Source organism: Mesonia ostreae (assembly GCF_031845265.1).
Classification (GTDB): Bacteria; Bacteroidota; Bacteroidia; order Flavobacteriales; family Flavobacteriaceae; genus Mesonia; species Mesonia ostreae.
Genome location: NZ_JAVRBG010000002.1, coordinates 170,918 through 194,792, shown reverse-complemented (window position 1 = coordinate 194,792; position 23,875 = coordinate 170,918). Strand labels below are relative to the sequence as shown.

The window sequence follows — 23,875 nt, the reverse complement described above, 5'->3', positions numbered from 1 at the left end:
GTTCGGGACTAATCGTGCTACTCAGCACAATTGCAACGATTTTCTTTAAGTCAGTAATTAAAAATTATCATAATGCCCTATTATTTTTTGATTCCATAGGACTGGGATTTTTCACGGTAGTGGGTATTCAAACAGGAATTAGCTTTGAGCTACACCCTGTGGGCTGTATTGCGCTAGGAACAATAACTGCCTGCTTTGGCGGTGTTATTAGAGATATTTCTTTAAGTAATATCCCCCTTATCTTCGAAAAAGAAATTTATGCTACCACTAGTATTTTCGGCGGAGTTGTTTTTTTTCTTCTAATGAAAATGGGAGCGCCTAAAATGTTATTTGAAGTAGTTTGCCTGGTCTCTATCGTGATATTAAGGTTACTCTCTGTTAGATATCATTGGCAATTACCAACTATCTGGAAACCTGAGAAATCATAGTTATAATTATTTAATGAAGATAGTCAAATATGTTGCTTCTGTCAATTAAATATTTTCGTTAACTTTACAGAAATTGGGTAAATCAGTCTAATATGAAAAGTAAGTTAAGCTGTTTGGGCATTATAATGATATTCTTATTTGATACCCCCATCCAGGCCCAAAGCTTTATTGAAGCTATTTTAAAAGAGCCCATTCAAAAAGCGATTACAGAAAGTGCCGAAGTTGATATACAGCAGATGCAAGCTGACAATACACAATTTGATATGGAAATTGTGAAGGGGAAAAAATTGCCCCAAATTTCATTTTCGGGAGGCTACGGGTTTTTATATTCACAATTGAGCCCTAAGTTTCCCACCCAATATTTACCTATTAGCGGCACGCCATTTTTAGAAGATCCCCTCGTCTCCAATTTTCAAACCCAGGTTTTTCTAGGCTCGCTATCGGCAAGGCAGCTTATTTTTGCGGGTAACCAAATTAATAGTGGCATAAAGGCATTAAAAGAAAAACAAAAAGCAGAACGTTTTTTAGCTGAAGCTGGTAAAGAAGAGATTGCTAAGGAAGTCATTACTACTTTTGACCAATTGATGCTCTTGAATGAGGTGGATAAATTAATTGAAGATTCTGAAAAGCGGCTCGAAACAGAACATAAAAAGGTTTTAAAAGCTATAGAAAATGGTCTGGCCATTCCTTATGACCGCGACAAAGTAAAATTAGCAATGCTGGAACTGAAAGAGAAACAGCTTGAAGCCGAAGGAAACAGAAATGTATTGCTTGCCAAGCTTGGTTACCTTACGCGAATGAGCGAACAAGAATTACAGGCTATTTCCTATGAGTTAAAAATCTTTATGATAAGCACGGCTTCCCTGGATGCAGAGAAAAGAGTAGAGTTAAAAGCCCTGGAAGCGGGAAAAAAAGCAAAGGAATTTGCTTATAAAAAAGAAAAGGGAAGTTTTTTCCCAAAAGTTTTTGCTTTTGGAAATTTGGCGTATTTAAATGCCTTCGACACCAGTATAGACTTTAAAGATGTACCCATTGCCGACGATGTAACTTTAGAAGCAGAGCACATACGCATGGAGCCGGCAGCTGCGGTTGGCGTTGGTTTACAATGGGATTTGTTTAAGGGAGGTGAAAACAACAAGAACATAAAAAAGGCCGGGATCGAACTCGAGATAAGTAAAACCAAGCTAAAGGATACCCGTGAGAAATTTGAGCTGCTGTTATTTAAAAATCAATCTGATTTAAAAACAGCAGAGCAAAAGGTCTTAGTGGCAGGCCAACGCGTTAAAATAGCCAAAAACAATTTACAATTGGCTACAAAACAATACCGCGCAGGTTTAGTTGATTTAACAGAACGTCTGGAATCTGAAAATAATTACTACAAAGTAAATTTAAATTATTACAATCAAATTCTCAATCAAAGGGCAACGACAATAGAACTTTTGCTGGCCACCGGGGAGTTGTTGGATAAAATTTATAGCAAAAATGAAAATTAAAAATAGTTTATTCTTAGCGATTCTGGTTGTTTTTGCCGCTTGCTCCGACAAAAAAATTGAGCCAGCCTTTATGGGGAAAATTGAGCGGACGCAAATCTCAGTGGTTACCAAAGTGCCTGGTACTGTTGAAAAGATATTGGTCTCCAAAGGGGATCTTGTAAAAAAAAGTGACACTTTGGCTATTTTAGATATTCCCGAAGTCGATGCCAAAAAACAACAGGCCGAAGGTGCTTTTAAATCCGCAGAAGCGCAGTACCAAATGGCCCAAAAGGGAGCTACAAGTGCCCAATTGCGCCAATTACAAAACAAGGTAAACGGACTTAAAGAACAATTTGAATTTGCCCAAAAATCTAAGAATCGGTTAGAAAAGATGTTGCAAGACAGCCTCATACCCCAGCAACAATTTGACGAAGTTTATGCTAAATACCAGGGAGCTAGAAATCAATATGAAGCTGCCAAAACCGAATTGGAAGAAGCTCGCACCGGTGGGCGTCTAGAACAGCAAACCATGGCCCTGGGACAGCAATTGCAAGCCTCGGGAGCAATCTCTGAAGTGAACGCAGCTGAGCGGGAAAAATATATGACCGCGCCCCAGGATATGTCGGTAGAAACCATCAACCTGGAAATTGGCGAGCTTGCCCTGGCTGGTTATCCCGTGTTTAGCGGCTATGTAGATCAATCGGTCTATTTTAGATTTACCATTGCCGAAAGTAAATTGGGAGAAATTAAACCGGGTAAAAAAGTAAAAATAAAAGTGCTTTATAAAGATACTGAACTTATTGATGGTGAAGTAGTCATGGTGAAAGCATTGAGTTCATACGCCAATATCGCCACTGCTTATCCCGATTTTGACATGCAACAAGCCTTGTTTGAAGTAGAGGTGCAACCCACAAATCCCGAGGAGGTAAGAGGATTGATAACCAAAGCATCGGTTTCCCTGGAACTCGACAAATAGATTGAAGTGAAGAAATTTATACATTTAATAAATCGGGAATTCAGGCTGTTCTTTAGCAATAATGTCCTGCGATTACTGTTTATAGGCGCTCCCATTTTATACGGCGTACTTATTGGTGCTGTTTATCAAAAAGGGAAAATCACAGATTTGCCCATAATTGTAGTCGATCAAGACCAGGGCCCAATGAGTGTTAAATTCATTGATATGCTCGAGGAGACCGAGAGTATTGAGGTAGCAGCAGTTTTACCCTCCCTTAATGATGCAGAAAATAAAGCTATAGATGAGGAAGCCACTGTTATTGTTAATCTCCCAAACGGATTTACTTCCGGAATCCAACAAAACAGGTTGCCCGAGATTACCATTTTTGTAGATGCTTCCAACACCCTTACTTCCAATACTGCTTTAATGGCGGTAAATGGGGTTGCAATGACGATGAAAGCGGGTATCCAAATAGAATCCCAGATGAAAAAAGGAGTCCCCGAATATATAGCCGCACAAAATTACGAACCTTTTAAAACCACCATCATAAAACAAAGTATCCGCAGTGGAAACTATCTATATTTCATGCTTCCTGGAGTCTTGCTAACAGTTTTTCAGCAGGTTTTACTCCTGGGGCTGGCTCTAACCTTTGCTGCGGAATATGAAAACGGAACCTTTAAGGAATTGGTGCGAAAAATGCCAAATCCATTTGGGATGTTAGCCGTTAAAATTATTCCCTATATGATTATGTCTATAGGCATACTCCTACTCTATTATGGTTTTTCAAAATATTACAATATGATTATTGGTGGTGCTTTTTGGGCATTTTCATTAAGCACTTTCGTCTTTATTTTGGCCGTTTGTGGCATAGGGGTCCTGGTGAGCATTGTTTTACCCAATCAATTAAAAGCTACAGAAGTATTAATGGTCGTTGCTACGCCAAGCTTTATACTTAGCGGATTTACCTGGCCTCTAAGCCAAATGCCGGCCTGGGTACAGTTTATCGCCGAGTTAATTCCGCTAACCCACTATTTAAAAACCTTTCGATTACTGTACCTCAACCACGCCGAAATTTCACATATTTATGGGCCGGTGATCGCCATGGCTATTATAGCCGTAGTTTGTTTATCGCTATCAGCAGTTATTTTATATTTCAAAATTAGAAAGACAAAAATAGTTCTGGAAGAAAATACTTTGTAAGCCAGATTTAAGCTTTGCAAAATAAAAATCACTTATAGAAATATGGCTTTAAAAAATTATTGATTTTACAAAAATCACCGGGTTATTTTTTAAACTACTAATTTTAAATTTCACTTCTCTAATATTCCCTCTGCTACTCTACTACCAGTTACTCAAAGTTAGATTCATACTTAAATCCCATCCAGAATACAACAAAAGCCTTTTAAAACAGTAGGTTTTATGATATATATCAGCTTAAAATCACAATTAGAACTGTATATTGTAGATATCGTATAAAACTGGTTAACACCAACTTATCTGATAAAATAGGATTAACTTAAAATAAATGTATAATGAAGAAGAAGTTTTTTAATGCGAAAACTTATCGCAATGATGCAGCAACTGAACTTATAGTTGAAGATGGGAAAATTACAGAAATAGGAACAAATCTATCCCAATGTGAGAAAGAAATTGATCTCGGCGGAAAGCTCATTATGCCTCCCTACGTAGATCCGCATTTGCATTTAGATTATGTATCACTGTTGTCCGGTAAAACCTAAATTTAGCCAAAAACCATTTCCGAGTCCTTATAAATAGGCTTTTATTTTCCAATTTCAAAAGTAAGCCCCCCTTGGATTCAGCCGCTGGAGAAGTTTAATTTTTCTTGAGATTCTTCTTGTACGCTGCTATTTTTGGTGAACTCTACGGCATATGCATTTACGTTGTTGAAGAAGTCCGTGAATTTTGCATAAGTGAACAAATGTTTTTGCAATAAACTTATTAGACTGGAAAACCCCCATCGTTTTGTGAGTTGTTTTTTCATAAAGGTTATTAGTAAAAGTGCAATAAGGGTGCACCACAACTGAATTTGTATGGCATTTTTATTTTCTCCGTAGAAATATTGTAAAGGGAAATTCTGTTTTATTTTTTTAAAAAGGAGTTCCACTTGCCAGCGTTTTTTGTAGAGCAAAGCTATCTGGCTGGCTTCTTCCTCAAAGAGGTTGGTCAGAAAATAGAATGCTTTGTTCATTTGGGGATCGTAATAAGAGACCAGGCGCAATTCAGCTTCCTTTTCATTTCCCTTATTGTCTTTATATGGCAGGGCGATTTTAGCATCTCTCAGTACTTCATCGGGCGTGTCCCCCAGTAAGTCCTTTTCCCCTATAAACCGTTCTTTGGCATTGTCCTTCAAGCGGGTAACAAAGAAAATATCTCGTTCACACCACCTATCAAACAAGGCGTAGTTGTTATAGGCCTTGTCAAAAACCGCTATTTCATTTTTGTGGACGACATCCTGGTTTTGTATAAACAGGGAATCGTGCTCCCTGGCATCGCTGTAATAAACTTTTACCGGAATACCTGCTTGCAAATCTAATTTTTGATGACTTTTTACCCCGACCTTTCGTTTTCCGTTGGAAGGGTTGCGCCCCACACACTCAAAAATAGGCTGAAAAAGACGGATCGTGGTAGAATCTATTGCATAGGCCTTTTTATCAATTATGATTTGTTTTTGACTGTCCGATAAACCCGGACGGTACTTTGCTACCAAACCATCGTAAACCTTTTCAAAAACACTATGGTCACGTCTTTTGTTGGCATCTGAAATAGTACTTCGCCTTGGGGTATAATCAAATTTACAGTGCGTTATCTTATCGCCATAACTTACTATACCAGAGGATAGTTCACGCAACGAGTTGCAACCCGATGTTACCCCATAAACCATAGTGATAAGATGCTGAAAAGTGCTGAATTTCTTGCAATAATGGTCTGTTCCACATTCTTGTGCCAATCTATCAATTTGTTCCTTATCCAATAAATTTATCATCTGACTGAAAATCGGCTGTCCGAAAAAAGTATTACTTTTGCCCATAGTTGAAATTTATTTTAGTAGGTAAATTCAACTATACAAAAAAAGCCCCAGAAATTGGGGCTTTTTTTATCGGACACTAGTGATAAAAAATCAATCCTATCAAAATTCTTTTTATTGATTTATATGGTTAAATCCTCCCAACATCAAATTAACTGAAGCATTCAAACCTCGAGGAATAGACCTATGGCCACGATTAGAATGTATTTGAAGATATTCAAGAAAGTAATAAGCAGATAGTAATTATCATCAATCTAACTTTACCGAAACTGCAAGTTTAAGCATGGTTTCGCTCATGGAGCTAAGCCATTGCAGCTGCTCCCATATTAAATGCGCCTCTTGTAAATCCTGTAAAGCATCTTTATCCTAGATTGTCAAATTATCTATTTCAGATATGTTGAACGCTGGTAGATTCTCCCCTAAAAAAATTTCGCTTGATAAAGATTGCTTCAGGTCGCATTTCCGGTTTTTTAAACAGGCGAGTACTTTTTCAAGGTTATTTTCAATTCCTTGCGTTGCAAGCTTAAACCTATCTGAAGCTGCGGTGGTAGTATTGTGTTGAATATAGGTACTTAATGAAGCCAACGCGGCAAGAAACTGGTGGTTTAACACGACCAATTCATAAATTTTTTCTGAATCTTTTTGTTTTGATTTTGGCTCCTGTGCCATCCGCTGAAAAGCCGAACTTAGATTAGATGTTTCTAAAAATGCTTGTTTACGTGCAATGCTGTAAGAGGTAGGTATTTTTCCTTTCTGCCGATAATAATCGGCAATTTTATGAAGAAAATCTTTATTCGCTTTTACGCTTTTTTCAATACTTTCGTTTATTTCTTCATATTCCCAGGTTGGCCATAGCCAGCGCATGGCTGCATAAGAAAGAATAGCCCCCACAAAGGTGTCTAACAACCGAAAACTTATTAAATCTAAAACATCTTCCTTTAGAATAGCATAAATAAAAACAACACTTAAGGTAATAAAAGTCGCCGAAGCTTTATAATTTCTTTGCACCAGTGAGAGTGCAATCACCAAAAAAACAACCCCCAGGCTGCCATAAACATAGGGGTTCTGAATAAGAAAAACCATTCCAAAGGCAACAACACCACCAATTAGCGTTCCTATCATACGATCTTTTGCCCTACTTCGTGTAAGTCCGTAACTGGGTCGCAAAATTACGATGATAATTAATAAGATAGAATACGGATTCTGAAAAGCAAAGATAGAACCTAAGGCATAACCTATTATCACGGTTACCGCCAACCGAATGGAATGTCTAAAAATACTGGATCTAAAGCTAAAATTCCTAAGCAGCAAGCGCGGGTCATAATCTTGAACTGCTATAAAGCGTTTGGCTTTTGTTCCATCAATAAAATCAATTTCAGTACTCTTAGATGCTCCTAAAAGCCACTTGATTCTTTTAATTTTTTCAAACTGTTTTTCCTGATAGGCCAGCAAATTTTGAAGAATAAGATATTCTTCGTAAAACTTTGTATTTCGCAATAAGGTTACATCCCGTCTTATATCATCAAAACATTGGCGCACAGCATCGCTTTTGGGTAATTTTTCTATATTATTTCCCGCTTCAGAAATCATTCTCAACTGCAAAGCCATTTCAAAAATAACGCTCTGAAACCTTTTAATATATTGCGGATGCTCGTTAAAGAGTAAATCCATGCGATGGTAATTTCCCGGGTTGGCAATTGCCGTTTCCAGTATCTCAACCAATTGCACAAATACTAATAATCTTTTATCCCGATAATTAGACCAACCGGTAGCTTTTCTGGATAAAATTAAAATTTCCCGAAGAGTTTCATGATTTTTGGTGAGCTCGCTTTGAAGCTTTAATAATTTAGATTGAAGCTCTTTCTGATTTTCTTTCGGATCAACTAATTTTCCGCGTATTTCTAAAAATTCCGCGGTAAGCGAATAAGTTTCAGATAAAAATTCCTCGGTTTCAGCTTTAGGATTTAAGCGATGCCAAATTTTAGACAGCAATAAATACCAAAGTCCACCAAGGCCTAATAAGAGCGCATATTGATAAATTTCCAGTTCTTCGGAAACCTGAGCAGAACTAAGTACCAAAGCCATGAGCCCCGAGAAACTAATTAGCGAAGCCCTAAAACCATATACCGAAATAAAAGCGATGCAAAAGGTAAACAGGCCTAAAAGAGGGAGCAGCAAGGATAGTTCTAAATTTAAATAGCCCTTAACAAGACTAACCAACATAACCAGGCTGGCAGAAATAAGAATACCTATTTTTTTGTGCCGAAAACTACCAATAACATCGCTGGGCGAACTCCAAAAGGCACCAAAACTCAACGCCAGCCCCACCTCATAATACCCCAGCTGCATGCCAATTACCGAAGGTAAGGTAACCGCAACACCAACACGCAAAGCTCTCGAAAAACTAAGGCTTTTTAAAAACTCTTGCAGTTCTTTAAAACTTTCAGAAACATAAGAAATTATTTTGCTCAAGGCAGAATACTTTAATTGTAAATATAATGTTTTAGAGGAACTATTTACCTTTTTTCTAAGTTCAGCTTTAAGACCTTAGGTAAAAAATTAGGAGAAGGTTTATTAAATAAGCATTACCTTCTCCTAACACCTAAAAAGTTTAGGAATATCAAAAATATATGTAACTAAAACTCTCGTTCTACACTACTTCCAAGTCTATTCTAACTCTACATCGTTTATATCAATATTTAAAGCTTCAGCAACACCTTTTCCATAGTCTGGATCGGCTTTATAACAATTTTTAATATGTCTTTCCTGAATAAACTTTTCGGCACCGCCTACTTCAGCAGCGGTATTTTTAAATAAAAGGTTCTTTTGCTCCTCATTCATTATTCGGAAAAGATTGCCGGGTTGTGTATAATAATCGTCGTCATCTTCTCTAAAATCATAATGATCGGCAGCGCCTTCTAACGGCAAAGGCGGCTCGGTAAACTCTTTTTGTTCTTCCCATTGATCATAGCTATTTGGGTAATAATGGAGCGTACTTCCTTCGTTGCCATCTACGCGCATCCTCCCATCTCGCGACGGATTGTGGAAAGGACATTTGGGTTTATTTACCGGAATTTGATAATGATTCACACCCAATCTATAGCGCTGGGCATCGCCGTAGGAAAACAACCTGGCTTGCAACATCCTATCGGGTGAAAATCCTACACCAGGAACCACATTGGCCGGGTTGAACGCGGCCTGCTCTACATCTGCATAATAATTTTCCGGATTTTTGTTTAACTCCAATACGCCAACCTCGTGCAACGGATAATCGCCGTGCGGCCAAACTTTGGTCAGATCAAATGGATTAAACGGACATTCTTTTGCCTGCTCCTCGGTCATTACCTGAATTTTCAATTTCCACCGCGGGAAATTACCTTCTTCAATAGTATCGAATAAATCCCTTTGGTGACTTTCCCGGTCTCCGGCAATTATAGCACCGGCTTCTTCATTACTCAGGTTTTCTATTCCCTGTTCGGTTTTAAAATGAAATTTCACCCAAACCCTTTTATTGTCGGCATCGATTAAGCTAAAAGTGTGGCTTCCGTAACCGTTCATATTCCGATATGATTTAGGAATTCCCCGCTCGCTCATGGTAATGGTAACCTGGTGCAGGGCTTCGGGCAACAGTGTCCAAAAATCCCAGTTATGGTTGGCATTTCTCAAATTGGTTTTTGGGTCTCTTTTTACCGCCTTGTTAAGATCGGGAAAACGGTAAGGATCGCGTAAAAAGAAAACAGGCGTATTATTTCCTGTTAAATCCCAATTACCTTCTTCGGTATAAAACTTAATGGCAAAACCTCTGATGTCGCGCTCGGCATCTGCTGCGCCACGCTCTCCCGCCACGGTAGAAAACCGTATAAACACATCGGTTTCTTTTCCTATTTCCGAAAATATTTTGGCTTTGGTAAATTGAGAAATATCGTGGGTAACTTTAAACGTTCCAAATGCACCAGAGCCTTTAGCGTGCATTCTTCTTTCCGGGATTACTTCTCTATCAAAATGCGCCAATTTTTCCAGAAATCAAAAGTCTTCCATAAGCATGGGACCTCTTTTTCCTGCTGTCTTAACATTTTCATTTTCGGCTATCGGTCTGCCCGATACCGAAAATAAATTTTTCTTATCGTCTTTTTCTTTCATTGCTGGTTACGTTCTTATTTACTAATTTAGTTCAAATACGAAGAATACATCCAAACCAATTTTTCCTGCTCCCGAATGTAGTCGCTCATTAATGCATTGGTTCCTTCGTCATCTGCATCGGCAGATAAATCTAGAATTTCGCGTTGTAAGGTGATAATTATTTGTAACGATTCAAGTGTGTCTTTCATATCCTTAACACCATCGGCAACCTCAATACTCTCTTCAACTTTAGCATCTTTTAGGTACTTAGAGAATTGATGGTCTGGGGTATGTCCTAAGGTTTGAATACGCTCTGCCACTTCATCAATTTTCACAAATAAATCTTCGTAAAGTTCCTGAAATTTGTCGTGCAGCTCAAAGAATTTATCTCCTTTTATGTTCCAGTGATACCCCCTGATATTTTGGTAAAATATGGAATAATCTGCCAGAAGTTCATTAAGTTTTTCTGAAAGTTTTTTAGACTTTTCTTTGTCCAGTCCGATAGCATTTAGTTTAGCCATTTTCTTGTGTTTTTAAATTTATTAATGTTTGTATTATTTATTATTAGCGGTTGTTGAAGTACTGTTTTTACTTTTAAATTGCCCTAATTAGTTTGCTTCTTTAAAGTTACAAATATTTAATGAATTAGCAGATGATCGTTTGCTGATTTGAAATTAGAACTTAGTAACAGACCTCGTATTCTTTAAAATGCATTTTTTCAGAATACCACGAGTGCTCTTTTATAGAAGGATAGATTTTGCAAAATTATAGTAATAGCCAATTAACAATAGAAGTATTTGCGTACTTATTCAAGATCGGCCGTTTAAATTAACAACACCTTTAAGATTTAATTGGAATAGGCTCCTACCTAAGAAACGCTGGAAACTTATCTAGAATAGATATTTTAAGTAGAAATTTATTTTTATGAGCAAAAATAAAAGATGATTGCAATTGATGGCAAATCATATCAAACTGAAATTTGGAAAAAATAAAAGCGGAAATAAAAACTGTGATTGAGGGTAGATTATATCCAATTAAAAATAAAAGATTCACATTTTTGACCTCTCAGAACTGTGCTCTATAAGCTGTTATATTCCTAGCTGCCATCAGCTAAGCTACCCCACATGTATTGTACATTTGACAAAAAGAACATATAACAAAGATTAAATTATCCGTTCCTGATTACACATGTTTAGTGTTTAGCAGTTGATAGCCGTTCGGGATAAAGGGAGCGACAAAGTCTAAAAAATAATTGTAATAGGTATCAATTGACACCAAATAAAATAAAACAAAATGACTATTTGAAAAGCGCAATATTCTGTACTATATGAAATAAAAAAAGGCCTCACATTTCTGTGAAGCCTTGTCTTCTCTAGTAGCGGGAACTGGACTCGAACCAGTGACCTTCGGGTTATGAGCCTTGACAATAATATGGTAAAACTTAACAAATAAACCTAAAATCAATGGCTAACAGAGGTTATCGTGATATATAACTTTGTTTAAAACCATCTAAAATCAAATTATTCTGTACCTATTCTGTACCCCTTTTTAAAATGTTTGATTATCTTTATACCGTTCTAAAACATTGTAAGTATGGCAGCTATAAAAATTGTTAGACGTAAAAATAAACAAAGAAAAGATGGTAGTGCTCCATTAGCTTTGCGAATCAGTAAAGATTATAAAACAAATTATTGCTTCTTAGGTCAATATGTGTTGGAGAAAGATTGGGATGATGTGCAGGGAAAAGTAAAAAGGACCCACCCAAATTCACGAAAACTGAACAATTTTTTAATGAAAAAATTGACAGAGGTAAATGACATTTCTTTTGAAATCAATGACGGTATTTCAAGCAAGGAAATGAAAAAGAAAGTGAAAGGCTCTGGAGCTGGAAAGTCTTTTTTCAATCTTGCAGCAAAAAGAGTACAAAGCAAATACGACCGAGGTACATTCTCGGTTGCTAAATCTGAATTATCAATTCTCTATAATTTAGAAGAATTTTTAAATTTAAAAACTTCTTTGACCAAAGTTCAGAATATCAAAGCCATAAAAGAACGAAGAAAAGAACGTATAAGTCGTGGTAGAAAAAATGAGTATTCATTTATGGATTCTGTCGCATACTTTAAAAAGAATAAAACACTGAATTTTCAAGATATTGATGAAGCTTTTGTCGAAAAATATAAAACTTTTTGCACAGCATACTTGAACCAAAAAACACGAACCATTACTAATCAGTTGATTTTTATAAGAACGCTGTTTAACATTGCTATGAAAGAAGGTATCGTTCCCTCAAAATATTATCCATTTTCGGGGGATAAGGTAAAAATAAGAATAGGTTCTAGTAATAAAATTGGTTTAACTATACAAGAAATAGAGCGTATCGAAGCTTTAAAACTTGAAAAGCATTCTAGTGTTTGGCATACTCATAATATATGGCTTGTTGCCTTTTATTTTGCAGGAATTCGTATTTCCGATATAGTTCAACTTAAATGGACTGACTTTAAGGACGAACGATTATTTTATATTATGAACAAAAATGAAAAGCCACTCAGTCTTAAGATTCCAGAAAAAGCTGATGATATTCTTAAATTTTACAAAAAAAGCCAGTCAGAAAATAATGGCTATGTGTTCCCGTTCTTGAAGGAAGCGAATTCTAATGATAAAGAGGATGTTTTTATTAAGACCAGAAACGCTACGAAGTTATTCAATAAGTATCTCAAAAGAATAGCTAAGCAATGTGATATTGATAAAAATTTATCCAATCATATTGCTCGCCATAGCTTCGGAAATATTGCCGGAGACAGAATACATCCATTGATGCTTCAAAAGCTCTATCGCCATAGCGATTTAAAAACCACGTTGAATTATCAGGCAAACTTTATTAATAGGGATGCTGATGAAGCTTTGGATAGTGTGATTAATTTTTAATCGACTATTAGGGGAATATTTCTCTAAATATCATCTACTCATTCCTTGCCGTATAAAACTATAGAGTTAACTTATTATTTAGAAAGGCATACTTTTTGATATTTTTCAGTAAAATAGCTGTTTATAGAATGTCACCTCCATAAGTTTTTTTCAATCAATTAGCCAACGTCGGCCCTATATATACAGTTGCTAACTCTGTAAAATAGGTATGATATGAAACTACATCTACTCGCAAAAAATTTAGAACAGCAATTACAAGAAATTAAAGAAAATTCAAAATCCATAGTGCAGCGAGCAAACTGTTCGATTAATCTTTGCACCAAACTTTTGAGCAAATTCAAAAAAGAAATTGTCGAAAATGGTTTCGATTCTACTGACGATGAAATCTATTTTTTCAAGTATACGAAACAAATCCCTTTAAAGCAGCTTATCTATTTTACTGAAATACGTTCTTTTGAGATTCAGTTTCCTAAAGCTGATAAAGATTCTCAGCGTGAATACATCAGAAAAAAAATACAAAAGTTAAACCGTTTTTTTATTTGCAACTTGGATTTTACGCAGTATGTTGATTCTGAGCATACTCATTTTGATAAAGAATATTATACACGGGAATTTATGGACTCTTATCATATATCCACTTCTAAATATTATTTTCAAGATCCCGATTTCTTCACTCCGAGAGATATGCTTTTGGGAAAGCTGAAGGCCTTCACTTGTTTAATAGCTTACTTAGACATTCGTCTATACAACCTAGAGCATCATTTTAAATTGAATGGCAAACTTATGGCCGAAAATGAAAAATTGACTTGGCCTTTTACCAATACCGATTGGGTAGAACTCGTCTATGCCTTACATTCTGCCGGTATTGCTAAACAAAACAAATTGAGCATTCGTAAAGTCTCCAATATAATGCAAGAAATTTTCGATTTCACACCTAAGGAAATTTATAAAACCTACCAGGAAATCAAAAACAGAAAGAATAGCCGGACTTTATTTCTTGACCAATTGGCGCTATCCTTACTTTCAGAAATGGATAAAAGCGAAGAATAGGGTCTAAATTTCCTTTTTTCTTGCTTCTTCAAATGTTAAAAAACGACCGTACTACGGTCGACCTACGGTAATCTCATTTTCACACCGTTTTTCATTTTATTTGCTACTTTTTGATGATGCAAATCGAAAAAACATATGTCAAAAACACCCAAAACACATCAAATTTCAAAATGTTAAATTTTGACCGTACTACGGTCGATATGGGGAAGAAAATCCAATAATACCTCTCAAATTTGTAGAACGAAAATCAAATCAAGCAAGGGGCTATCAATTTAGTTGACAGCGATGCGATAGTCCTTTTCTATAAAACCGTTCTATTATGCCAGCAAATATTATCACCACGGACGATCTTCGGGAATTCAAGATGGAATTGCTTGATGACCTTAAGGAGCTGCTCTCCAATCAAAATTCTGGAAAACTAAAAAAGTATCTGAAATCATCGGAAGTGATGGATATGCTTCAAATGAGCATAGGCACTCTACAGAACCTACGCGTAAATGGTACTTTGCCATATACCAAAATTGGCGGAATCATCTACTATGATGCTGAGGACATCCAAAATGTAATGACCCAAAACAGGATCCATAACAAGATTGAATAGTGATGTATGAACTATATAAAACATCTCAACGCCGTGTTTCAACAGTTCTCGAAGGATTCTCGGCTGAACCCGACCCACATCAGCTTGTATGTAGCCTTGTTTCAATACTGGAATATCCACCGCTTTCCAGAAGTTTTTTATATAAATCGTGAGGAAGTGATGGCAATGGCAAAAATAGGTTCAAAAGCGACTTATCATCGTTGTTTGAAGGGTTTGGACAATTGGAAATACATTCATTATATGCCGTCCCATAATCCATACAAAGGCAGCCAAATTAAGATGCTCAAATTCGGTACAACTAGTGGTACAAGTACTGAAACAACTACTGGTACAAGTACTGAACAAGTAGCGGAACAAGCATTAGTACCTAATATAAACATTAATAAACATAATAAAAACAACAATAAACCTAAGCTACCCAAAAATGAAAATGAAGTTTTAGATTTTTTCAAAAAACAAAAATGGCCTGCTGTTGAAGGAAAAAAATTTTTCAACCATTACACTTCGATTGGTTGGAAAGTTGGCGGAAAAATAAAAATCGTTGAATGGCATTCTACAGCGAAAAATTGGATGCTAAAGGCTGAAGAAATAAAAAAACAGAAAACGGTTAACGAACTGTCTCAAAAACGGGACAACCTGAAAACTATTAAAAACAAGGACTATGGACAACCCCTCTAAAATAACCGAAGGTGGTGTGGAATATTCGCTCGGTAAGTTTGACGGCAAATGCGTTATTTATGATTTCCCAAAAATCCTAATTTATCTAAATGCGAAGGGTAAACTTCTTTTCGGACCAGAGTTTAAAATCTACGATGAGGACAAAGATATTTTACTAAAGCTCTGTTCCTACTTTATTAAGGATAAGGAAAACTGTAAAAAATATGAAATAGATATCGATAAAGGCATCCTGCTTTCTGGCCCCGTTGGATGTGGTAAAACCAGTTTAATGAAGTTACTAAAACATTTAGTCCCTCTGCAACGACCTTATCTCATCACGCCTTGTCGAAACATCGTGTTTGGTTTTAACCATTTAGGCTACAAAATAATCGAAGATTATGGAGATAGTAGTTCCATCTGTTTTGATGATTTGGGTGTTGAACCGATGGGTCGGCATTACGGTAAAGATTGCAACGTAATGGGCGAAGTCTTGCTTTCACGATATGAACTTTTTTTGGAAACTAAATTAAAGATCAAAACCCACGCTACCACAAACCTGAACGCGGAAGAACTAGAGGAACGCTATGGTGACCGTGTACGCAGTAGAATGAGAGAACTCTTTAATCTCATTGCCTTTGATAAAAACACAAATGATAAACGTAAATAAATCGGATTATGAAAATAGCAACCTTCAACATTCAAAACTTGTTTCACCGGGACAGAAGTTTTTCAGAAAATTCCTTTGGCAACTGTGTTAGCGATTGGATAAATGAATTGGACTCCTTAATGCGAGGGAATGATCGCTCTGGGAACAACGCAGAGCGTATTCAGGAACTCGTCTTTTTATTGGGCTTTGATAAGACCTACGACGTACCCTATGCCGTTATGCGTAAACGTGCAGGTTTTTTATTCTTAAAAGGAATGAACTATTCCAAAGAAATGAAAGCTGGGGATTTGACCGATTGGAACGGGTGGATAGCCTTGCGAACTAAACCTATAGACAGTATGGCTGTCAAAAACAAAGCTAAGGTCGTAGCCGAAATAAACCCAGATATTCTGCTAATACAGGAAATTGAAGATAGAGCTTCATTGGAAGAGTTCAATGCACAACTTCTGCCTGAATTTGAATGTCAATCTTTTCAAGAATTGACGGTAATTCAAGGGAGTGACAAACGAGGCCAGGAAATGGGTGTGATGCTCAAAAATGGATACCGGATTAAGTCAGTGAGAAGTCATCGTTTTAATATTGATGACACTCAAAATGCAAAAAACGAATTTTTTCAATACGAAATAGAAACACCATCAAATCAAACCATTTGGCTTTTGGCAGCCCATTTACAGGAGGAAACTAAGAATAAAAACGAATCTGATACCTTCCGAAAAAAACAAGCGCACCAAATTAAAAAGATATATCAGCAACTTCGGGCAGAAGCTCACGAAAATATTATTATTGCCGGAACGCTCAATGCAGTTTCCTTTTGCGATTCCCTTTCCCCTTTACTACGTGATACAGATTTAAAAGATGTCACCAAGCATCCATCTTTCAATGTTGATTATGATGAGGGCAAAGATGCGAGCTATTTTAGATTGGGTGCTTATCGAATGGGGGTCAACATTAAGCAGAAAGATTACTTGTTACTTTCGCCAAATCTTTTCGATATGGTAAAAGATTGTGGTCTTAACCGTAAAGCGGTGTGGTCTGACAAGCAGCCTGTGTGGCCGACCTATTCCTCAATGCAGAATAAAAAACAGGCAGCTAGTGAGCATCCTGCGATTTGGTGTAAAGTTGGAGTTTAGGACAGACGATAAAAAATGTCATTCCTTTTTATTTCGATGTTTCAATTTCCATTATTTCCTTTCCCTGGTCGCGCAAATAATGAGCTATTATTTTCTCGTAAACTTTATATCCATCATCCACATTTGTAAAGATTAGTAATCCTTTTTTTGTTTTCGGAAATATAAAAACAATGGTTTGAACTCCTTTATCAGCTCCGCCGTGTGATAATGCGTAATCTCCATTTTTAAAATCGTAAATCTCAAATCCGAGTCCGAAATGTTTTCCATTTTTGGTTTCAACTTGATGAGTGGTCATATCTTCAAAAACTTTTTCTGATAGCCCGACACCGTTCATTACACTGACCAAAAACTTTCCATAGTCTTCAACGGTTGTCAATAAATCGTCGGCTCCGTTCGCTGTTTTGTTTTTAACTGTTTTGTATGGTTTTCCTTTGCTATCATATCCAATAGCCACCCGTTTTCCGTCAATCTTATCATTCCATATATATTGTGTATCAGTCATTGTTAAAGGCTCAAGGATTAATTCTTTGGCTAATTGGTTCAAAGATTTATTGAATTTATTTTCTAATGCCTTTCTCAAATATTCAAAACCTTCGCCCGAATATTGATATTGGCTTCCTGGCTCAAATTGAAAGTTCAACTTATTTGCTTTATTTGAATACCTCCAATTTGGAAATCCAGTTTGATGACTTAAAATATGTCTTGTTGTAAGTTTTTTGCTTCTTGGGTCATCTGCAACGTCTGGATCAGTCCAATATTTAAATATTGGTTCGTCCAAATCCCATTTGCCTGAACTTACTATTTTCAAAGCCACCATCGCAGTAACCGGTTTCGCTAAAGAAGCTACATTGAAAATTGTATTATAAGGTGCGGTTTTTCCTTTAGTAAGGTCGCCATATACTTTTATTTGTTGAAGTTCGCCTTCCTTGATAACTCCAAGACCTAAAGTTGGGATATTGTTTGATTTTAACCATTTTTCAATTTCTTTGTCGTTATCAAAAATGAAAGCCTCTTCATAAATATCAAAATCCGTTTCGTGTCCGTAACTCAAGCTTTTAGTAAGTTTCCATTCTCCATTTTCCAATAGCCAAACATTTGTGAATTTTGCCGAACTCGCAAACCTTTCCTTTTTTCCTGCGATTGTTTCATAAAATCTATGTGTGCCCACTTGAATTGCTCCATAAATAGTATCATTCTTGTGAAGTGGATATATTTCGGTACTGCTTTTCAACAGTTCCCTTCGAGATTGATATGTGTCTGGTCTACTGCATAAACCGTTTCGTAAATTGTATAAAAATTCTTTTTTACCGGAAATGCCATCCTTATCGTGGATAAACACAAGGTCTTTGCTCAATAAGTTTTCAAATTGACTAATGTCGCAAGTGTTGAATCCAACATTAAAAAGTAAACTGTCTTTAGATAGTATTGTTTTATAAAGTTCTGAATTTTTGTCAAGTTGTGCTATACTACTTGCACTAAAAAAGATTGAGATAACAAGAAACAGGACGATTTTTTTGCTAAAAATAAATTTCATTTTGCTGTAAATAATATTTTATGCAAAGATTCGAAACTCATTTTATTTCTTCTGAAAAACTGCCCGACAATAACACGACTAAAACCCGACAAGTTTTATATCATATTGAAATTCAGCCTGTAATAAAGTCTTTTCCTCTTATCTATTTCTATTGCATTCCGAAGGATTATAAATACATTGGATAAAATAATAAGTATTAAAAGGATTAAGGTAAACCTGTTTCCTAGTTTCAAAAAAATGCCTAGTATAAATACAATAGGAGCTACAATTGTCCAAAGTATTTGTACTGAAATAAGCTGTTTAGTTAAAACGTTTTTTTGCTTCATTGTGCGAATCAAAATAAAAGGAATGATGATATTCAACGGCGGAATAAGAATAAATGGAATCGAAGAAAGATTTATTAATTTTAGATAAGTATAGTTAATCAAAACCACTTCTCTAGGATTTTCTTTATCAGCTAGAATTTCAGGTTTTTGTTGTTCAGATTCTTTGTGAAGCAATTCATTTTCTTCTATTTCTAATGCTTTTGCCAAAGCCCGGAGTGTATAACCTTTGGGTTCTTTTCCTGTTTCAATTCGTTGTATTGTTCTTGCTGAAATACCAGATTTTTTTGATAACTCTTCTTGAGTTATATTTTTTTGTTCTCTTAATTTTTTTAATCTGGACATTATTTTGTATTAAATTACTCCTACTCCTTAAAAGATCACCAATATATTATTTTAACATAATAAAATCGTGATATGCGCACTAAAATATTCTATAGCGTAACAATCAATGATTGCCCCTCCTTCTAAAATTACTTTTCAAACTTATAGTTATAGTGTTGATTATTTTCCAAATTAATTTAAATATCTCTGTGGTTAATTTTCTCATAGTATTAGGTATTTGGTAAGCGTGATATAAATTATTCTTGAGACTTTTCTTAGGTTTTCGTGTTCATTTAAATACAAAGATTCATCTCTATTGGAAAGAAAACCCATTTCAATAAGTAATGCCGGGTATCTATTGGAAGCTTCTCTCAACACCTGAAAATCAGCAAATTTTACGCCTCGTGTTCTAAAACCAAGATTCAGCTGCATTCCTTTTTGAAGCTCGTAAGCGAGTAGAATAGATTCTTTGGTCTGTTTATTTTTTCTATTAAAAACATAGACTTCAAAGCCTTTGGCATTAGGGTTTTCTGAATGGTTACAATGCAAGGAAATGAACAAATCCGCCTTTAGTTTTCGCGCCAGTTTGGTTCTATCGCCTAAAGAAATTAAGGTATCAGTATATCTGGTTAGGTAAATTCCGAACCTATTTTTAAATAGGCTTTCGTTGAGTCTTTCAATTTCCTTAGCAACTTTCAGTACCACATTCTTTTCTTGAATACCATTATTTCCCACAGCCCCTGAGTCAGTCCCACCGTGTCCTGGGTCAATTACTATTACCACAGGCTTGTTCTCGAATTTTTGACTAAAACATTCTGTTGGCATTAGCCAAAAAACGAACCCTAATAAAGCCACCAAACGAAGCATATTATTTTCTTTTACTACACAATGTTTAAAGAAAAGTTTCAAACCTTAAGAATCTTCCAAAGTTTAACAGGAACTCACGTTAAAGTTTGGAGAATTTCTTTCCTCAGCATCTTTTCATAATAGATTTCGTAAAAGTTTATTCATAAACCGCCTTCGCAATCAAAATGGCAAGGGCATTAAAACAAACAGTTATGAAAAAATCATTGCTTCTATTATTAGCACTCTCATTGGTGTCGGCTCCCGCTTTCGCCCAACTTGGGGGTATCGAAGATTCAGTTAACGATATTGGAGATACCATTCGAGCCATCTTTCCTATTTTGCTTGGGGTGATCTTCCTTGTAGGTTTCCTTTTCAACGCTGGACATTTCTTTGGAGAAAATGCAGATCTTAAGAAAGGAATTACTCGTGTTCTTGTCTTTGTTTTGATTGCAGGAGCTGTCGTGGGGATTTTCACTTACCTAATCTCTATCGTAGTGTAAGCCTCTAAAAGGCATTTTTAAAAATATATGCTATGAAAAAATTTGAGGTCTATAAAAACATCAGGAAACGGGCGGTCATTTTTGGGCTGGCCATCTCCCTATTTGCACTGATGATGGTTTCGATTCTTGCATCACTATTGATTATCATCTTCTCCTTCAGCTTTGCAATAATTATAGGTGTGTTGATATGGAACGCTGCCCTTTACGTCGCCTTGACACGGATAAATAATAATCCGCAGCTTTTCCAAATAGCAAAAGCCTTCCCCAGAATAATTAGTAACAAAAAAAATTCCGGTTTCAATTATGAACAAGATTAACCTTTCGGCATATCGACCCATCGCAGATATTCAAGACAATATCATTTTTGCCAATAATGGCAATGTGGTTTTGTGCTACGAAGGGGATTTACCTGAAATCTACTCCTTATCCGAAAAAGATTTTGAAGATATGCACGGAGCTTGGTTTCAGGCTTTAAAGTCCTTACCTGTTGGTACGGTGATTCACAAACAAGATGTTTACTTAAAGAAATCCTACACTTCCGAGCAATTGGCCAATAAAACTTTTCTGGAAAAAGCAACCCACGATCATTTTAAAGGTCGAGAATATATGGAACATCGATGCTTCTTGTTCTTTATTCTAACCAAAAACAAAGCACTCAACAATCCGAAATACGTGAATCCATTCCGAAAGGTTAATAAAGGTATTGTGCAGAAACTGGACGATACCGTGACCAGCTTTATCGGTTCGGTTAGTGATTCGGTTTCCTTTGTCAATAACAGCCGAAAGATGGAATTTCTACCGCTTGATGCGGAAGGAATTGAGCAACTGACCAATGGATACTTCAATGGTTTTAATGAAGGTTTTGATACGGATATTCTTTTAGAACCTGTCCATCGAGGAAGTAAAAAGAATATAAATATCGGCGAAAACTATTTTGACACTTTATCTGTCAACAGCGAACTGTGCTTCGGAGAAAACGTACAGAGCAGTAAGACCAATGAGCGGTTTACTTCAGATGATTTCGTATTTCATCAAGGGTTTATTGATGGTATAGGGCTTACGCTAAATGAAAATCACATTGTCAACCAAATCGTATATCTGGACGATAAGCAAAAGTGGCGCAAGCTGCTCGATAAGAAAATCGAGGAATTGAACAAGAGTTCCAATTTCGGTTCACAGAATAAAGTGGTACTCGGAAAAATCCAACACATCCTTGACCAAATCAATGCCGATGACAATGCCAGAATCATTCGCGGTCATTTGAACATCGTGTATTGGTCTAAGGATGCCAAAGCTCTAGATAAAATCACTTCAAAAATCAAGACTGAGTTCAAGGAATTGGATATCATTCCCTACTATCCGAGAGGCGAAGAACGGAAAAACTACATTCTAAACAGCTACTGCTGTTTTTCCTCTAACTTCTCGAATAACGATTTATATGTAACCGATTTAAAACACGCGCTTTGCCTGTTCATCAATAATACCAATTACAAATCTGATGCTACCGGAATCATTTTTAACGACCGTGAACATAACATTCCTGTTTTAAAGGATGTTTGGGATGAACAGAAGAAACGAATTAAAGCGCGGAACTTTGCTATTTTTGCTCCTACTGGCGAAGGCAAATCCTTTTTGGCCAATAACATTTTGCGTCAATACTTTGAAAGTGGCGTTCGCCTGGTCATAATCGATTTGGGTGGTTCTTACACCAAATTCGCCAAACTCTATCCAGAGAAGTACACCGTACTTCGCTACGAAAGCGGAAAGAATTTGGGTATTAATCCATTTTATATTAGCGACACGAACGACCTTACACCGGAACGCTTGGAAGATTTATCCGTGTTCCTGTTTGAACTCTTTGCTTCAGATTTAAAAGTGACCAAAGCACAATCGGTTTCTATCAAAAAGATCTTGCGACATTATTACGAAAGCATTTCTGAAAATCACTCATTGGATGGATTTTACAGCTTTATAGAAAAGAATCAAGAAAATCTACTTGATACTCTTAAAATCCATCCCGACTACTTCAATATCACGAGTTTCTTGCACGTAATGTCCGAATATGTCGGCGATGGTCTATATAGCTTTCTATTTGAGGTAAGCGAAGATCAGACCTATAAAATCGAAGACAAACGATTGATTGTTTTTGAACTTGATGAAGTGAAGGACAATAAGGAAATCCTGTCCGTAATGTTGAAACTGATAAAGTCGGCAATTCAAAGAACGATTTGGAAGAACCGAGCGGAAAAAGGCATCATCCTCTTCGACGAGTTTGCCAAACAACTGAAGTTTGAAAACGTATTGGAAAGTGTCGAATTTTATTATCAGGCGATAAGAAAGCAGAACGGTGCGATTGGGATTATCCTGCAATCCATCAATCAGCTTCCAAATAATTCAACTTCCGCAAGTATTTTGGAAAACACGCAAGTTATCTATAGTCTCAATAATGAAAAAGGTTATGCAGAATTGGTCAAGCGGCTCAATCTCTCAACGCACGATTTAAACCAATTAAAATCTATCAAGAACAATCTTTCCGGGCCACGAAAGTACACTGAAATGTTCATCAAAATTGGTAAGGAAAGCAACATTTTTCGGCTCGAAGTGCCTAAAAAGGTTTATGCGGCTTACCTCACAGACGGTAAGGAAAATGAAGAAATAATGAAGCTCTACGAGCATCATCAGGATATGGAAAAAGCAATCATTGAATTCACTTTTAAAACTTAATACTATGAAATCAAAAATTTTAATACTCGCTATGGCGCTCTTGTTCAGCTTTAATAGCAAAGCCCAGGGAATGCCCACTTATGACAACACCAACTTTATCAGCTTGGTAAAACAACTGGTAGAATCAGGAAAACAAACAGCTCAAATGATTAAGTCTGTGAAATTTTTAAAAGATGCAAAAGAAAGCATCGAGAAAGTATCGAGCGTAGTACGGCAGCTCAGAGCGGTGCAAGAAATTGGAGAAAATAATCAACGTCTGATCAGTGTGATGCAGAATGATTTACAAGATATTCTAAACTCACCCTATATAAAACCAGATGAAGTCTCAAGAGTGACGGAATCCTTTAACGCAGTGGTAGAAAATTCCTTGGAAACTATGGACTTTATCGATGAAATTCTTTCCAGTGATTACCTCAAAATGAGCGATGCGGAACGAGCGGAAATTTTAAAAGAAAAAGAAATGCAATCTAAAGAAATGGTATCGGACATTACGTTAAAAACGAAGCGCTATCGAGATATAATTTCTTTCAGAAAAATGCAGGACAAAGTCAATAACCGTGAAACAGATTATTAA

General features: G+C 36.3%; 21 protein-coding genes and 1 pseudogene. 15 read left to right on the top strand and 7 right to left on the bottom strand.

The features are described 5' to 3' along the window. The first annotated feature begins 14 nt into the window (after nt 1-14). The 5 genes from RLT85_RS02840 (at nt 15) to RLT85_RS02820 (ending at nt 4,594) form a co-directional block, all read left to right on the top strand. Nucleotides 15-428 carry a trimeric intracellular cation channel family protein gene (locus RLT85_RS02840; RefSeq protein WP_311400539.1) on the top strand — a complete coding sequence of 138 codons (414 nt, stop codon included), beginning with the start codon at nt 15-17 and terminating at the stop codon, nt 426-428. Between the two features lie 92 nt (nt 429-520). Continuing rightward, nucleotides 521-1,921, top strand: coding sequence for a TolC family protein (locus RLT85_RS02835; RefSeq protein ID WP_311400538.1), 1,401 nt, complete (start codon nt 521-523; stop codon nt 1,919-1,921). Next, nucleotides 1,911-2,876: an HlyD family secretion protein gene (locus RLT85_RS02830; protein WP_311400537.1), complete on the top strand. Its 966-nt coding sequence runs from the start codon at nt 1,911-1,913 to the stop codon at nt 2,874-2,876. Before RLT85_RS02835 ends, RLT85_RS02830 begins: the two co-directional genes overlap by 11 nt. Before the next feature lie 6 nt (nt 2,877-2,882). Beyond that, nucleotides 2,883-4,055, top strand: coding sequence for an ABC transporter permease (locus RLT85_RS02825; RefSeq protein ID WP_311400536.1), 1,173 nt, complete (start codon nt 2,883-2,885; stop codon nt 4,053-4,055). 332 nt (nt 4,056-4,387) lie between these two features. Next, nucleotides 4,388-4,594: a hypothetical protein gene (locus RLT85_RS02820; protein ID WP_311400535.1), complete on the top strand. Its 207-nt coding sequence runs from the start codon at nt 4,388-4,390 to the stop codon at nt 4,592-4,594. Between the two features lie 77 nt (nt 4,595-4,671). Here RLT85_RS02820 and RLT85_RS02815 read toward each other — a convergent pair whose 3' ends face one another. The 4 genes and pseudogenes from RLT85_RS02815 to RLT85_RS02800 form a co-directional block, all read right to left on the bottom strand. Then, a complete protein-coding gene (locus RLT85_RS02815; protein ID WP_311400534.1) occupies nt 4,672-5,904 on the bottom strand; it encodes an IS4 family transposase in 1,233 nt (410 codons plus the stop codon). A gap of 363 nt (nt 5,905-6,267) precedes the next feature. Further along, a complete protein-coding gene (locus tag RLT85_RS02810; RefSeq protein ID WP_311400533.1) occupies nt 6,268-8,373 on the bottom strand; it encodes an FUSC family protein in 2,106 nt (701 codons plus the stop codon). A 195-nt stretch (nt 8,374-8,568) separates the two neighbouring features. Beyond that, nucleotides 8,569-10,041 (bottom strand): annotated as a pseudogene (locus RLT85_RS02805) (catalase). Nucleotides 10,042-10,067: 26 nt separating this feature from the next. Beyond that, nucleotides 10,068-10,541, bottom strand: a complete 474-nt coding sequence (locus RLT85_RS02800; RefSeq protein ID WP_311400532.1) for a Dps family protein — start codon at nt 10,539-10,541, stop codon at nt 10,068-10,070. 1,072 nt (nt 10,542-11,613) lie between these two features. Here RLT85_RS02800 and RLT85_RS02795 point away from each other — a divergent pair. The 6 genes from RLT85_RS02795 (at nt 11,614) to RLT85_RS02770 (ending at nt 17,050) form a co-directional block, all read left to right on the top strand. Further along, nucleotides 11,614-12,945: a phage integrase SAM-like domain-containing protein gene (locus RLT85_RS02795; protein WP_311400531.1), complete on the top strand. Its 1,332-nt coding sequence runs from the start codon at nt 11,614-11,616 to the stop codon at nt 12,943-12,945. Between the two features lie 213 nt (nt 12,946-13,158). Further along, nucleotides 13,159-13,995, top strand: a complete 837-nt coding sequence (locus RLT85_RS02790) for an RteC domain-containing protein (protein ID WP_311400530.1) — start codon at nt 13,159-13,161, stop codon at nt 13,993-13,995. A 319-nt stretch (nt 13,996-14,314) separates the two neighbouring features. Beyond that, nucleotides 14,315-14,596 carry a helix-turn-helix domain-containing protein gene (locus RLT85_RS02785; protein ID WP_311400529.1) on the top strand — a complete coding sequence of 94 codons (282 nt, stop codon included), beginning with the start codon at nt 14,315-14,317 and terminating at the stop codon, nt 14,594-14,596. A gap of 159 nt (nt 14,597-14,755) precedes the next feature. Further along, a complete protein-coding gene (locus RLT85_RS02780) occupies nt 14,756-15,274 on the top strand; it encodes a hypothetical protein (protein WP_311400528.1) in 519 nt (172 codons plus the stop codon). Beyond that, nucleotides 15,258-15,920, top strand: a complete 663-nt coding sequence (locus RLT85_RS02775; RefSeq protein ID WP_311400527.1) for a P-loop NTPase family protein — start codon at nt 15,258-15,260, stop codon at nt 15,918-15,920. The genes RLT85_RS02780 and RLT85_RS02775 overlap by 17 nt, the downstream gene beginning before the upstream one ends. 8 nt (nt 15,921-15,928) lie before the next feature. Next, nucleotides 15,929-17,050 carry a hypothetical protein gene (locus RLT85_RS02770; protein ID WP_311400526.1) on the top strand — a complete coding sequence of 374 codons (1,122 nt, stop codon included), beginning with the start codon at nt 15,929-15,931 and terminating at the stop codon, nt 17,048-17,050. 28 nt (nt 17,051-17,078) lie between these two features. On the opposite strand, the gene RLT85_RS02765 is transcribed toward RLT85_RS02770, so the two are convergent. The 3 genes from RLT85_RS02765 to RLT85_RS02755 form a co-directional block, all read right to left on the bottom strand. Then, entirely contained in the window at nt 17,079-18,584 is a 1,506-nt protein-coding gene (locus RLT85_RS02765) for a serine hydrolase domain-containing protein (protein WP_311400525.1), read from the bottom strand. Nucleotides 18,585-18,679: 95 nt separating this feature from the next. Beyond that, a complete protein-coding gene (locus RLT85_RS02760) occupies nt 18,680-19,252 on the bottom strand; it encodes a helix-turn-helix domain-containing protein (protein ID WP_311400524.1) in 573 nt (190 codons plus the stop codon). A gap of 201 nt (nt 19,253-19,453) precedes the next feature. Then, nucleotides 19,454-20,140, bottom strand: coding sequence for an N-acetylmuramoyl-L-alanine amidase family protein (locus tag RLT85_RS02755; protein WP_311400523.1), 687 nt, complete (start codon nt 20,138-20,140; stop codon nt 19,454-19,456). A 149-nt stretch (nt 20,141-20,289) separates the two neighbouring features. On the opposite strand from RLT85_RS02755, the gene RLT85_RS02750 reads away from it, so the two are divergent. Genes RLT85_RS02750 through RLT85_RS02735 form a run of 4 tightly spaced genes read left to right on the top strand, consistent with a single transcriptional unit; the run spans nt 20,290 to nt 23,875 of the window. Beyond that, complete coding sequence (locus tag RLT85_RS02750) at nt 20,290-20,577, top strand: hypothetical protein (RefSeq protein WP_311400522.1); 288 nt, start codon at nt 20,290-20,292, stop codon at nt 20,575-20,577. 32 nt (nt 20,578-20,609) lie between these two features. Continuing rightward, the gene (locus RLT85_RS02745) at nt 20,610-20,894 is read left to right on the top strand and encodes a hypothetical protein (protein WP_311400521.1); all 285 of its coding nucleotides are present in this window, start codon (nt 20,610-20,612) and stop codon (nt 20,892-20,894) included. After that, nucleotides 20,881-23,301, top strand: coding sequence for a TraG family conjugative transposon ATPase (locus RLT85_RS02740; protein ID WP_311400520.1), 2,421 nt, complete (start codon nt 20,881-20,883; stop codon nt 23,299-23,301). The genes RLT85_RS02745 and RLT85_RS02740 overlap by 14 nt, the downstream gene beginning before the upstream one ends. 4 nt (nt 23,302-23,305) lie before the next feature. Continuing rightward, nucleotides 23,306-23,875 carry a conjugal transfer protein gene (locus RLT85_RS02735; protein ID WP_311400519.1) on the top strand — a complete coding sequence of 190 codons (570 nt, stop codon included), beginning with the start codon at nt 23,306-23,308 and terminating at the stop codon, nt 23,873-23,875.

Coding starts and splice junctions, on each gene's coding strand:
- RLT85_RS02795 (WP_311400531.1), top strand. CDS start 11,614: ATGGCAGCTATAAAAATTGTTAGACGTAAAAATAAACAAAGAAAAGAT.
- RLT85_RS02750 (WP_311400522.1), top strand. CDS start 20,290: ATGAAAAAATCATTGCTTCTATTATTAGCACTCTCATTGGTGTCGGCT.
- RLT85_RS02760 (WP_311400524.1), bottom strand. CDS start 19,252: ATGTCCAGATTAAAAAAATTAAGAGAACAAAAAAATATAACTCAAGAA.
- RLT85_RS02735 (WP_311400519.1), top strand. CDS start 23,306: ATGAAATCAAAAATTTTAATACTCGCTATGGCGCTCTTGTTCAGCTTT.
- RLT85_RS02820 (WP_311400535.1), top strand. CDS start 4,388: ATGAAGAAGAAGTTTTTTAATGCGAAAACTTATCGCAATGATGCAGCA.
- RLT85_RS02790 (WP_311400530.1), top strand. CDS start 13,159: ATGAAACTACATCTACTCGCAAAAAATTTAGAACAGCAATTACAAGAA.
- RLT85_RS02745 (WP_311400521.1), top strand. CDS start 20,610: ATGAAAAAATTTGAGGTCTATAAAAACATCAGGAAACGGGCGGTCATT.
- RLT85_RS02775 (WP_311400527.1), top strand. CDS start 15,258: ATGGACAACCCCTCTAAAATAACCGAAGGTGGTGTGGAATATTCGCTC.
- RLT85_RS02785 (WP_311400529.1), top strand. CDS start 14,315: ATGCCAGCAAATATTATCACCACGGACGATCTTCGGGAATTCAAGATG.
- RLT85_RS02835 (WP_311400538.1), top strand. CDS start 521: ATGAAAAGTAAGTTAAGCTGTTTGGGCATTATAATGATATTCTTATTT.
- RLT85_RS02765 (WP_311400525.1), bottom strand. CDS start 18,584: ATGAAATTTATTTTTAGCAAAAAAATCGTCCTGTTTCTTGTTATCTCA.
- RLT85_RS02780 (WP_311400528.1), top strand. CDS start 14,756: ATGGCAATGGCAAAAATAGGTTCAAAAGCGACTTATCATCGTTGTTTG.
- RLT85_RS02770 (WP_311400526.1), top strand. CDS start 15,929: ATGAAAATAGCAACCTTCAACATTCAAAACTTGTTTCACCGGGACAGA.
- RLT85_RS02815 (WP_311400534.1), bottom strand. CDS start 5,904: ATGGGCAAAAGTAATACTTTTTTCGGACAGCCGATTTTCAGTCAGATG.
- RLT85_RS02800 (WP_311400532.1), bottom strand. CDS start 10,541: ATGGCTAAACTAAATGCTATCGGACTGGACAAAGAAAAGTCTAAAAAA.
- RLT85_RS02830 (WP_311400537.1), top strand. CDS start 1,911: ATGAAAATTAAAAATAGTTTATTCTTAGCGATTCTGGTTGTTTTTGCC.
- RLT85_RS02740 (WP_311400520.1), top strand. CDS start 20,881: ATGAACAAGATTAACCTTTCGGCATATCGACCCATCGCAGATATTCAA.